The 11,874-nt window shown below is 62.8% G+C and carries 8 protein-coding genes; 4 read left to right on the top strand and 4 right to left on the bottom strand.

The window, feature by feature from the left end; genetic code table 11:
• Positions 1–210 precede the first annotated feature (210 nt).
• A complete protein-coding gene (locus GDJ93_RS07730) occupies positions 211–2,412 on the bottom strand; it encodes a transglycosylase domain-containing protein (protein WP_152068348.1) in 2,202 nt (733 codons plus the stop codon).
• Between the two features lie 162 nt (positions 2,413–2,574).
• On the opposite strand from GDJ93_RS07730, the gene GDJ93_RS07725 reads away from it, so the two are divergent.
• The 4 genes from GDJ93_RS07725 to GDJ93_RS07710 all read left to right on the top strand — a co-directional run bounded on the left by GDJ93_RS07725 (position 2,575) and on the right by GDJ93_RS07710 (position 9,022).
• Positions 2,575–4,533, top strand: a complete 1,959-nt coding sequence (locus tag GDJ93_RS07725) for a U32 family peptidase (RefSeq protein ID WP_193221492.1) — start codon at positions 2,575–2,577, stop codon at positions 4,531–4,533.
• Positions 4,534–4,629: 96 nt separating this feature from the next.
• Positions 4,630–5,841 carry a tyrosine--tRNA ligase gene (tyrS, locus tag GDJ93_RS07720; protein WP_035137437.1) on the top strand — a complete coding sequence of 404 codons (1,212 nt, stop codon included), beginning with the start codon at positions 4,630–4,632 and terminating at the stop codon, positions 5,839–5,841.
• A 386-nt stretch (positions 5,842–6,227) separates the two neighbouring features.
• Positions 6,228–8,048: an adenine deaminase gene (locus tag GDJ93_RS07715; RefSeq protein WP_152068346.1), complete on the top strand. Its 1,821-nt coding sequence runs from the start codon at positions 6,228–6,230 to the stop codon at positions 8,046–8,048.
• A 179-nt stretch (positions 8,049–8,227) separates the two neighbouring features.
• Positions 8,228–9,022 carry a Cof-type HAD-IIB family hydrolase gene (locus tag GDJ93_RS07710; protein ID WP_055310360.1) on the top strand — a complete coding sequence of 265 codons (795 nt, stop codon included), beginning with the start codon at positions 8,228–8,230 and terminating at the stop codon, positions 9,020–9,022.
• A 107-nt stretch (positions 9,023–9,129) separates the two neighbouring features.
• On the opposite strand, the gene GDJ93_RS07705 is transcribed toward GDJ93_RS07710, so the two are convergent.
• The 3 genes from GDJ93_RS07705 to GDJ93_RS07695 form a co-directional block, all read right to left on the bottom strand.
• Entirely contained in the window at positions 9,130–9,972 is an 843-nt protein-coding gene (locus GDJ93_RS07705; protein WP_152068345.1) for a Cof-type HAD-IIB family hydrolase, read from the bottom strand.
• A gap of 87 nt (positions 9,973–10,059) precedes the next feature.
• On the bottom strand, positions 10,060–11,478 hold the full coding sequence (locus GDJ93_RS07700; protein ID WP_152068344.1) for a citrate synthase: 1,419 nt from the start codon (positions 11,476–11,478) through the stop codon (positions 10,060–10,062).
• 77 nt (positions 11,479–11,555) lie between these two features.
• Complete coding sequence (locus tag GDJ93_RS07695) at positions 11,556–11,843, bottom strand: ACT domain-containing protein (protein ID WP_006235289.1); 288 nt, start codon at positions 11,841–11,843, stop codon at positions 11,556–11,558.
• Positions 11,844–11,874: the final 31 nt, after the last annotated feature.

Below are 11,874 nucleotides of genomic sequence, written 5' to 3'. Positions count from 1 at the left end.
CGGTGTCGCGCGGGACCGACAGCGCCTTCGCCGCCGACTCGGAGCCGTGGCCTCGCTCGAAGAGCCCGATCGCCGCCTTCCTGGCCACGATGTCGTGCTTCACCCTCAAGTCGACACGCATAAAAAGCCTCCCATTTCTCATGTCCAAGAAATGGGAGGCAGTTCAGAATAAGCTGTTCGGGGGCCTTGTTGCTTATGGCCGGATGATTTCTAGCCGACCGTATCGTCAGGCGTGGGCGAGGGGTCGGGAGTGGGCGTGGGCGTAGGCGTGCCGCCATCGCCGCCGGTCGAACCACCGGTGGAGCCGCCCGTCGAGCCACCGGTCGTACCGGTGCCGCCGGTGGTGTCGCCGCCCGTGGTCTCGGTGGTCGTGGTCGTCGTGGTAGTCGTTGTAGTGGTGGTTTCCTCTTCGTCCTCGTTCTCGTCCTTGTCCTTGTCGTCGTTCTCCGTCTTCTTGGTGTTGTTGGTGCCGTAGAACTTCCAGACGCTGTTGTTCTTATAGGTGGGCGCCGTTCCGGTCGCAAACTCCTCGCGCTCGGTACCGGTCAGAACGGTGTTCATAAACCGCTTAAAGACAGGCAGGTTGGTGCTGTCGCCCAGCAGGTCTGTGCCGTATTTTTGGATGGGGATCTCGCCCGCGGAATAGCCGGTCCACAGGGCGCACGCCAGCTGCGGGGTATAGCCGCAGAACCACAGGTTGGTGGTGTTGTCGGTGGTGCCCGTTTTGCCAGCATAGGGCTGGTTGACGCTCAGGGCACCGGCAGCACCCGTACCGCCGCCCTGCATGACGCCGGACAGAACATCGGTGACCGCGGCGGCCTCGCCCTCGGTAAGCACCTGTGAGGGATTGTCGGTGTGCTGGTACAGCACCGAACCGGTACGAGAGTCAATCTCGGTGATGGCGATCGGCTGGCGATAGTAGCCGCCGTTGGCAAACGTCGCGTAGGCGGCGGCCATCTCGAGCGGCGAGATCGAGCCGGTGCCGAGGGTCATGACGGGAACGTCCTCGATGTTGTCCTTGGCGGGATCGATGCCGAGCTTTTTGACGAGCGAGATGATCTTGCTGTTGCCGACGGCTTCCGCCACCTGGATGTAGCCGGTGTTGGAGGAGTATGCCGTCGCCTGCTTAAGCGTGATGTTGCCATAGCTATGGTTGGCGTAGTTTTGGACCTCGGTCGTGGTGCCCTTGGCCTTGAGCGGCGAGTTGCAGTTGAGGGTGACGTTGGGGTTCATGCCGTTTTGGATGGCAGTTGCCAGCGTAAAGGCCTTAAAGGTGGAGCCGACGGGACGCTTGGCCGTGGCATGGTTTACGTGGTTCTCGTCGGCGTTGTAGTCGTAGCCGCCCACCATGCACTTGATGTAGCCGGTCTTGGGGTCGACGACGACCATGCCCATGTCCAGGCCGTCGAGCGAGAGCGTGTCGAGCTGCTCTCGGACGGCATTCTCTGCCACCTGCTGCATCGTGGGGTCGATGGTGGTCTTGACGGTCAGGCCGCCCTTAAAGAGCACGTCGGTCGAGAACTCCTGCTCCAGCAGCTGCTTAACATAGGCGACAAAGTAGGGCTGCGAGTATACGTCGACGCCGCTGCCCGAAATCTCGGTCACGTTGAGGGTGATGGGCTCGGCCTGTGCGGCATCGTGCTCCTCCTGCGTGATGTGGCCCAGGCGCAACATGTTGTCAAGGACCTTGTTGCGACGGGACAGCGCCAGGTCGGGGTTGACCGTGGGGTCGTACTGCGAGGGCGAGTTGGGAAGGCCGATGAGCAGTGCGGCCTCGCTCAGGGTGAGGTCGGCGGCGCTCTTGGACAGATAGGTTTCGGCTGCGGCCTCGATGCCGTAGGCGCCGTGACCGTAGTAGATGGTGTTGAGGTACATCATGAGGATCTCGTCTTTGGAGTACATGTCCTCCATCTTGACGGCGATGTAGGCCTCGCGCACCTTACGCTCGATGGTCGAGTCGAACTGCTCCTCCTGCAGGATGGTGTTGCGCACCAGCTGCTGGGTGATAGTCGAGGCGCCTTCGTGCCCGCCGCCGAGGGTTGCCACCGCAGCACGCGCGATACCCCACAGGTCGATACCGCCGTGCTCGTAGAAGCGCTCGTCCTCGACGTCAACGGTGCCCTGCAGCACGTAGGGGGAGACCTCGTCCTTGGTGATGGACTTGCGGTTTTGCGTGTAGAAGCTCGCAATCTTGTTGCCGTTGCAGTCGACGATCTCGGTGGGCTCGCTCACCAGATACGCGTTGGCGTCGGTGTAGTCGGGCAGATCGGACAGCCAGCGGTTGACGTTGCCGACCATGCCGATGCCAAACGCCACGCCCGCGATAAGCAAAAAGCCCAAAAACGAGAGCAGGATTATGGGCAGAGCATGCGTCTTTGAACGGCTGCGTCCCTGTCGTTGGCGAGGACCCATATATTGACCTCCAGGTATGTCGTGCCGGACGGTGGATGTGCCGTCGGGGCAGGATGGACATAAGTTATTACACGATAAACCAAACGGGGCGCGCGAGGCCTCGTGTATGCTGGAAGACGGCATTTTTCAGAGTGAATGCATACCTTGGTAAGGAGTTTGCCGATGGCGATTCGGACGATGGGGCCGAGCGGACAATACGAGACTGGATTGGATGCTGCCGGTGCGGCGCTGCCCGAGCTGCTGGCGCCGGCGGGCGGACTCGACCAGATGCTTGCGGCCATCGCCGCGGGTGCCGATGCCATCTATGCGGGGTTGGGCGGCTTTAACGCCCGTGTGAGCGCCCATGGCTTTACGGATGACGAGTTTGCGCGCGGCTGCGCCGTGGCGCATGCCCATGGCGTGCGTGTGTACGTAACGCTCAACGTGTTCGTGTTTGACGATGAGTTGTCCGACGCGGTGGCGTTGGGAGCTCATGCACTGGAGTTGGGCGCCGATGCTCTGATTGTCGCCGATGCCGGGTTGGCCTGCGCGCTGCGCGCGGCGATTCCCGGGATCGAGATTCACCTGTCCACGCAGGCGGGCGCTCATAGCGAGAGCGCCGTGCGGCTTGCCGCCGATGAGCTTGGGGTCGAGCGCGTGACGACGGCACGCGAGCTGACGGTCGACGAGATTGCGGCGCTATGCGCCACGGGCGTGCCCATCGAGGTATTCTGCCACGGTGCGATTTGCATCGGCTATTCGGGGGCGTGCGAGTTCTCGGCCCTGCGGCGTGGGCGCTCGGCGATGCGCGGCGACTGCACGCAGCCGTGCCGTTTGGCGTACGACCTGGTGGACGAGGCTGGACAGAGCGTTGTCGCCGTCGAGGGAGATCGCCTGCTGTGCCCGCGTGACTATCTGGGTATTGCGCATCTGCCCGAGCTTGTAGATGCCGGCGTGGCGTCGCTCAAGATCGAGGGGCGCATGAAGAACCCTGATTACGTATTCAACGTGGTGCGGGTGTGGCGCCGGGCACTCGATATGCTGTGCGACGGCGCGTGGGACCCCGGTGCCGTGGAAGAGCTCGAGCGCGAGCTGGGAAGGTCGTTTAACCGTGGGTTTACCGATGCGTACCTGCGAGGACGTTCGGGTGCCGAGCTTATGAGCTTTGAGCGTGCGATCAACCAAGGTGTGCGCGTGGGACGCCTGGTGGCCGTTGGCCACGAAGAGGTGACCGTTGAGCTCGATGCCGCCGTGGCGGCGGGTGACACGCTCGAGATTCGGTTCTATCCGGGTGCCGACGCGCGTCCCGATGTGCCCAAGCGCTGGCCGCAGGTGCCCTGTCCGGTGGATGCCGCGGCGGGGGAGCGCGTCGTCGTGCATTGCAAGCGTAAGGTTGACACGGGCTGCGAGGTGTACCTGATTCGCAGCGCCGGCGTGTTGGATCAGACGGCGGCGGTGTTGGAGCGCATGCGGGCCGAGGCGGATGCGATTGCGCCCGTTGCGCGTGCCGTTGAGGTACTGCCCTTTGAGGGCGTTACGGTGGATGGCGGTGCGTCGACGGAGTTGGTGGAGTGCGCGGTTCCCGCTCGCATGGTTTTTGCTTGGCAGCTGATGGATGCCGACCCGCGCGGAGAACTCGATTTGTCCGACGCTGTTGTGGTGCTTGACGAGGTGTGCCGCACGTGTGACGCTGACTGGACCCGCTCACTGATGCAGCGTGCCGGGCGCGTTGTCTGCCGCAACCTGGGACAGGTGGTGATCGCTCGCGAGCTGGGCGTGACGTTTGACGTGGCGGCGCCGGTGTTCTGCGCGAATCGGGCCACGCTTACCTGGCTGCGCGGACTCGGTGCGGGGCGGGTGTACTTGCCGGCCGAGTTGCTCGGCAATGATGCGGAGCGTATTGCCGAACTGGCTGCTGAACCCGGCGTCTGGGGTCCGGTCGACGCCGACCGTCCCGAGCTTATGGTGTGCGAGCACTGCCTGCTGACCGCCGAGGGCGTCTGCGCTACCGATGCGACGGGACAGGTCCGTTGCCGCGACTGCTTGCGTCGTCGGCAGGTACGCTATCTGGTCGAGCGTGGCGGTACACGTCTGCCAGTTGCCATTGACGCATGCGGCAGGACGAGGATTTTCCTGTCGTAGGTGCTGCGTCGCGTCAGTTTGTTATCATAAAAGAGTTTATGGACTTCCAGCACCGCCGTTTTCGGCGAGGGTGCTATAGCAAAAGGAGGATACCCAATGCTGTCTGTTGACGAGCAAATGCGTATCATCACCTCGGGCGCCGCGCAGATCGTTCCCGAGGCCGACCTTCGCAAGAAGCTTGAGAAGGGCGAGCCCCTCAACATCAAGCTCGGCGTCGACCCCACCAGCCCCGACCTGCACCTGGGCCACGCCGTGCCGCTGCGCAAGATGCGTCAGTTCCAGGACCTGGGCCACAACGTCACCCTCATCATCGGCAACGGCACCGCGCTGATCGGCGATCCCTCGGGCAAGAATTCCACCCGTCCGCAGCTTTCGCAGGAGCAGATCGAGGCCAATGCCGAGACCTACGTGAGCCAGGCCATGAAGATCCTGGATCCCGAGAAGACCACCATCGTGCACAACGGTGACTGGATCCTTTCGATGGATCTGGCCGGTCTGCTGCAGGTGTGCTCCAAGTTCACCGTCGCCCGCATCCTCGAGCGCGACGACTTTACCAAGCGCTACCAGTCTCAGACGCCGATCGCCCTGCATGAGTTCCTGTATCCCGTGATGCAGGCCTTTGACTCCGTGCAGATCAAGGCCGACGTCGAGATGGGCGGCACCGATCAGCTCTTCAACCTGCTCGCCGGCCGCGAGCTCATGGAGAAGATGGGCATGGAGCCGCAGATCGCGCTCACCATGCCGCTGCTTGAGGGCACCGATGGCGTGCGCAAGATGTCCAAGTCCTATGGCAACTACATCGGCCTGACCGACGCGCCCAAGGATATGTTCGGCAAGACCATGTCCATCCCCGACGAGATGATCGGCAAGTACTATCGTCTGGCCAGCTCGCTCACCCCGGCAGAGGTCGACAAGATCGACGCCGCCCTGGCCGATGGTTCTGCCGACCCCTACGAGCTCAAGCGCGCTCTGGGCCGTGACCTGTGTGACACCTACCACGGCGCCGGTGCCGGCGACGAGGCTCAGGCCGAGTTCGACCGCGTGTTCAAGGAGGGCCAGCTCGCCGACTTCCCCGAGAAGCACGTTGAGCTGACTGTTAACGACGAGGGCCAGATTTACCTCGCCGGCCTGCTCAAGGACTTGGGTCTTTCGGCGAGCGCCGGCCAGGCTCGTCGCGATATCGACGGCGGCGGTGTCAAGATCAACGGTAAGGCCGTGGCTCCCAAGAGCTATAACATCGATCCCAGCGCCCTCAAGCTGGGCGACACCCTCTCCGTAGGCAAGCGCAAGGGCTTTAAGTTGGTTTAGTTACGCGGTTTTACCAAACCGCGTAACGACTCGACGCTGCGCGGGCCGCATTTGGACAATCTGACGTTCAACTTCAAGGGCGCGACCAGAAGGTCAGCGCCCTTTCGTTTCACGTCACCTTGTCTCAAATGCGGCCCGCTCGCTGTCGTTGCCAAAACATCGGCGCTTCCGTGGTTGGCACTTGGGGACGTTCCTTTTGTGCCGGCACTTTGGGACACTCCTTGTCATTGGTGCAAAGTAACCTGCCCCCATTGCGCCAAGCGGCGTGTGCCGTTAAGCGGAGAGGCGTATTGTTGACCCATCGTTTGGGCATACAATGGCTATTGGTTTGCTGCGGTGAAGGTCTGTCCGCTCCGCAGCTTTTTTCTACGGTTAAAGGAGTATGTATGTCCGTTGAGGTCATGAGGTCTGTGATCGAGGCCGCCGAGGGGCGCGTGCCCGTCGACACGCTGTTTACCAATGCGCAGATTGTCGACGTGTATGGCCAGCGTGTGGCGCCCGGTAGCGTTGCCGTCAAGGACGGTGTAATCGTCGGCGTGCTCTACGATGGTCGCGACGATGCCGCTGGCACCTACGAGGCAACTGAGGTCATCGACTGCCAGGGTCGCTATCTCACTCCCGGTTTTATTGACGGGCATCTGCATATCGAGTCTTCGAACATCCGTCCCGCCGAGTATGCTCGCATGGCCGCGACGCGCGGTACTACCACTGCCATTGCCGACAGCCACGAGATTGCCAATGTTGCCGGTCTCGACGGCTTGCGCTTTATGATCGAGGATGGCCGCCGCGCACCCATCTCCATCAAGTACATGATGCCTTCGTGCGTGCCCGCGCTGCCCGACGAGCAGGCCGGTGCCGTTATTTCGGCTGCCGATATGCAGGCGTTTTTTGCCGAGCATCCAGGCGATGTCTTTGGTCTGGGCGAAATGATGAACCTGCCGGGCGTCTTTATGGCCGACCCCGAGACCTGCGCTCGCATCGATGCTGCCAACCAGACGCCGTCCAAGCAGGTTGACGGCCACGCGCCGCTCGTTGCCGGTAAGGACCTCAATGCCTATGCCGCAGCGGGCATTATCGCCGACCACGAGTCGACGATTCCCGAGGAGGCACTCGACAAGCTATCCCGCGGCATGTATGTGATGCTGCGTGAGGGCACGTGCAGCCACGACCTGGCCAATTTGTCCCCGATGCTGCTGGAGAATCCTGCCCGCGCCCGCCGCTGCTGCTTTGCGACCGACGATCGCGCTCCCTCCGATGCTCTTTCGACCGGCATGATCGACAATGCCTGCCGCGTGGCTATCGAGGCCGGTATCGACCCCGTGGTCGCCATCTCTATGGCGTCCCTTTCCACGGCTGAGGCATTTGGCCTGGACCACGGCTGCCGCGACCCGCACGAGCTCCGCGGCGCGATCGCTCCGGGCAAGCGCGCCGACCTGCTGGTGCTCGATGACCTGACCTTTGCCACGGCCCCGCATCGCGTATATGCCGCCGGTGCTCTGGTGGCGCAGGATGGCACCTTTGTGGGCGAGATCGCACCCGAGACGGCCGAGGTCGCAGCGCTTGCCGATGAGCTGCGTGCTTCCGTTAAGCTGCCGAAGCTATCGCTCGACGTGTTCGACTATGCCTTTAAGCCGGGCGAGGCGGTTATCGATGTCATCCCGGGCATGGCTATCACGGGCATGGTCCGTCCCGAGAGCGCCGAGGACTTGCGTCGCATTATGCTTATCGAGCGCCATGGCCGCGGCGTGTCGCTGCAGGCCGAGGGCGCCGATGGCGACGGTCCCGCCGGCATGGGGCTCGTCGGCAAGCATATCGGTCGCGGCTGGGTGCTCGGTTTCACCATCACGGGCGGTGCCATTGCCTCCACGATCGGCCACGACTCGCACAACGTGTGCGTGGTGGGCGACAACGCTGCCGATATGATGACTGCCGTTGAGGCCGTGGGCCAGGGCGGCCACGTGCTGGTGCGCAACGGCGAGGTCGTGGCGCGCATTCCGCTGGCGCTCGGTGGCCTGATGAGCGAGGGCACGGCCGAGGACGTTGCCGCGCAGCACGATGACTTTATGGTCAAGGCGCGCGCCATGGGTATTGAGCCGCCGCTCGACCCCATCATGGGCATCATCTTCCTGCCCCTGCCGGTCATCCCGACGCTCCGCATCCGCCCCGAGGGCATGTTCGACGTTACAACCTTCACCTACGCCGACTAGTCATTGGGGACGCTCTTTGGCGGGCTGCCTGACGCCGCGACCGTAGGGCCTCTGGCATGTGTGAGCTATTTGCCAGGTCCTTGTAACGTTTACGCCCGCGGAGTCTTATTTGAGCTCCCTTTGGGTACGTTGGAATCGGATACGCGTTCGATTCCAACAAGCCCGAAGGGAGCTTTTCTATGTTTAAACTGATTGCATCCGATATGGACGGCACACTGCTTGACGAAAACGGCCAGGTGCCTCCCGAGACCTACGAACTGATTCTGGCGCTACACGAGCATGGTGTGCATTTCGCTGCATCGTCAGGTCGTCGCTACGATCGCCTGTGCGAGTTCTTTGCGCCCGTTCGCGACAAGATGGACTTTGTCGCCGCTAACGGCGCCCAGGTCTACGCCGACGGTAAGATGGTAGACCGTGAGGTGTATTCCCACCTGGCGATTCGAAGGCTCGCCCAAGCCGTCAGGACGTTTCCCAATCTGCATCTTGCGCTCTTTGACCGAACCAAGTCCTTCCTGCTCGATGACGAGTGCAAGTTCGTGCGTGAGGTCGATAAGGACCTTCCCAATGCCGAGCGCATTTGGGAGCTGCCCGATCCCAGCGTAAATATCATCAAAGCGAGTATCTTTTGCGACGACAGTGCGGTTATGGACAGCGCGTACGTGCTACAGCGCGAACTTGGTCAGCTCTTTACTTTTGCGCCTTCGGGCAACGCGTGGATCGATGCCATGCAGCCTGGTGTGTCGAAGGCCTCGGGTATCGCGCAGCTCGCGGAGCATTACGGCATTGGTCGCGACGAGGTCATGGCGTTTGGCGACTCGATGAACGACTACGAGATTATTCGCTTTGTCGGCACGGGCTGCGCGATGGAAAACGCGCGCCCCGCGCTCAAGGCAGTGGCCGATCGCGTCGTAGGCTGCAACCGCGACCACGCCGTCCAGCAGGAGCTCCGTCGCGTGCTAGAGAGTCTCGCTTAATCCGGCAGATGGGGACGTTCCTTTCCTTCCGGCAGTGGGGGACAGTCCTTGCAGCTTTTCGCGAAGAGTGTCCCCAACGACTAGTCGTTTAAGAACGTCCCCAATGACTAGGCGAGGGCGTCCATGATGGTGCGGGCGACGCCGTCGTGGTCGTTGTCGTATTCGGTGATGGCGTCGGCGGCCTCGCGGTCTTCGGACTCGGCGTTGATCATGGCCATGCCGTGGCCCGCTGCCTGTAGCATGGGGATGTCGTTGATGTTGTCGCCGAACGCCCAGGCGTCGGCGAGACGCTCGCCCAGGTGCTCGCATAACCACGTGAGGGCCGTCCCCTTGGTGGCGCCCTCGCCCATGACCTCGATATTCATGGCGTACGAACGCGTGACCTCAATGCCTTCGAGCGTGTCGAGCGCCGCCGCGATGGCGTCGCGATCGGCCGGGTCGTGCCAGTACATGGCGATGCGTTCGAGCGTCTCGACCTCGTCGATCTTGCTGTCGATATCCATGTCGATCGGTGTTCGTGTGCGCTTGAGCGAAGCCGCGATGTGGGGGTCGCCGCCACAGAACTCATCCAGACGCCCGTATAGCGAGCGGGGGAGGAAGCACTGCCCATCCGCGAAGATATCGAAGGTCACATCGTGGCCGGCGGCAATGCGATGGATGCGGTGGGCAATGCCACGGTCGAGCGGACGGCTCAAGATGCACGTGGCGCGCGAGACGTCGGTGGGCGTACCGGCGTCGAGCTGCCAGACGCTGGCACCGTTGGCGCAGACCGCGTAGTGTACGGCGGGGTGAGCGAGGATGGGCTCAAAGATGCCTGACAGCGGGCGCCCCGTGCAGGGCACAAACTCAACACCGCGGCGCGCAAGCTCGTCGAGCATCGCCCAGGTGGCGTCGCTCATCTGCTTGTCACTCGTCAGCAGCGTTCCATCCATATCGGAAAACACAATCATTCGATGCAGCCCTTTCTACTGGCATAAAAAGCGTGGCCGAGGGCGGTGATGCCCTGGCCACGCTCGGGTTCTATAACGGTCCGCGTCCTAGCGATCGGCGAGCGGCTTGTACTCCAGCGGATCGATCACCGGACGGTATGCCGGGCGGATGATGCGATGCGCGCAGAAGAGCTCTTCCATGCGGTGCGCCGACCAGCCGGCCATGCGGGCGACGGCGAACAGCGGCGTAAAGAGCGTCTCGGGCACGCCGAGCATCTTGTAGATAAAGCCCGTGTACAGGTCGATGTTGGCGCAGATGGGCTTGGTCATGCCGTGATCGCGCATCACCTGCGGGGCCAGACGCTCGATGCGCTCGATGAGCGCGAACTCCTCGCCCAGGTCCTTCTTGGCGGCAAGCGTGCGCGCGTAACGGCGGCACACCTCGGCGCGCGGGTCGCTCAGCGTGTAGACGGCGTGGCCCATACCGTAGATGAGGCCCGTGCCGTCGAAGGCCTGCTTATCGAGGATCTTGCCCAGGTAGGCTGCGACCTCGTCCTCGTCCTCCCAGTTGGAGACATGCGCACGGATGTCCTCGTGCATGGACACGACCTTGGCGTTGGCGCCGCCGTGGCGCGGACCCTTGAGCGAGCCGATAGCCGCGGCGTAGGCGGAATACGGGTCGGTGGCCGAGGAGGACAGCACGCGGCAGGCAAACGTGGAGTTGTTGCCGCCGCCGTGCTCGGCATGCAGCATGAGCATCACGTCGAGCAGCATGGCCTCGTCGCGGGTGAATGCCATGCCGCCGCGCAACACCTGCAGGATGGTCTCGGCGGTGGAGAGACCGGGTGTGGGGTGCGGTACATGAACCTCGGAGCCGCGGCGCTTGGCGACCGAGGCCATATGCGCGAAGGCGGCGATGCGGGGGAGACGGGCGAGCATGGAGATGGCGACGTCGATTTCGTGCTCGGGCGTGATCACGTCTGGTTCGGCATCGAAGGCGTAGAGCAGCAGCACGGCGCGCTGGAGCACGTTCATGATGCTCGACGACACCGTGGTCATAGGGAACTCTTTGACGTACTCGTCGCTCAGATGTCTAAAGGCGCCCAGGCGCTCGCAGAAGCCGTCGAGCTCTTCCTTGTTGGGCAGCGAACCCGTGATAAGCAGATAGGCGACTTCCTCGTAGCCGTAGCGATTCTCGGCCTGGGCATTGTTGACCAGATCCTCGATGCTGTAGCCGCGAAGCGTGAGCTTGCCCTGATCGGGCACGACCTTTCCGTCGACCTTGTTGTAGCCGTGCACATCCGAGATGCGAGTGAGGCCCGCGACCACGCCCGAGCCGTCGGCATTGCGCAGGCCGCGCTTGACATTGTGCTCGACAAACAAGCCCTCGTCATAAGGGTCGGTCGGCAGGCCGTGGTAGAGGCTTTCGCTCTCGGGCGAAATCTGGCGGCTTGCTTCGTAATCCAGAACCAGGCGGCTCAAGTGGTCATCGAAGCGGTAATAGATTTTCTTGGCGTCGTAGGCCATGCGCGCTCCTCTCCGGGCCGCATCGGGGTGACTTGCATGGGCATGCGCGCGTCAGGCTATCCCCAGCGGCTTGCTCGCTACAGGCGGTACATAAAGTTGAAGACGTCCTCGCGCTGGATGGACACGTTGACGCCCGAAAGCTCGCCGGCCTCGGCCAGCGCCTTCTGCAGCTCGGCGAAGTCGAGCTTGGACTCGGCGGTATCGGCCAGCATGGTCATGGTGAAGATGTCCTCGATAATGGACTGCGTGATGTCGCGGATGTCGACGTTGGCCTCGCCTAGGACACGGGTGACGCCGGCGACGATGCCGGGGCGGTTCTTGCCAAGGACGGTGATGACGATACGGGAGGACGAGATCTCGGCCATGGGAAACCCTTTCGCGTGGTTGCGGTGCGCG

It is taken from the genome of Collinsella aerofaciens, from assembly GCF_902501475.1.
Taxonomy (GTDB): Bacteria; Actinomycetota; Coriobacteriia; order Coriobacteriales; family Coriobacteriaceae; genus Collinsella; species Collinsella aerofaciens_AL.
The sequence above is the reverse complement of the archived record's forward strand: the minus strand, read 5'-3'. Positions and strand labels throughout refer to the sequence as shown.

Coding starts and splice junctions, on each gene's coding strand:
- GDJ93_RS07730 (WP_152068348.1), bottom strand. CDS start 2,412: ATGGGTCCTCGCCAACGACAGGGACGCAGCCGTTCAAAGACGCATGCT.
- GDJ93_RS07725 (WP_193221492.1), top strand. CDS start 2,575: ATGGCGATTCGGACGATGGGGCCGAGCGGACAATACGAGACTGGATTG.
- tyrS (WP_035137437.1), top strand. CDS start 4,630: ATGCTGTCTGTTGACGAGCAAATGCGTATCATCACCTCGGGCGCCGCG.
- GDJ93_RS07715 (WP_152068346.1), top strand. CDS start 6,228: ATGTCCGTTGAGGTCATGAGGTCTGTGATCGAGGCCGCCGAGGGGCGC.
- GDJ93_RS07710 (WP_055310360.1), top strand. CDS start 8,228: ATGTTTAAACTGATTGCATCCGATATGGACGGCACACTGCTTGACGAA.
- GDJ93_RS07705 (WP_152068345.1), bottom strand. CDS start 9,972: ATGATTGTGTTTTCCGATATGGATGGAACGCTGCTGACGAGTGACAAG.
- GDJ93_RS07700 (WP_152068344.1), bottom strand. CDS start 11,478: ATGGCCTACGACGCCAAGAAAATCTATTACCGCTTCGATGACCACTTG.
- GDJ93_RS07695 (WP_006235289.1), bottom strand. CDS start 11,843: ATGGCCGAGATCTCGTCCTCCCGTATCGTCATCACCGTCCTTGGCAAG.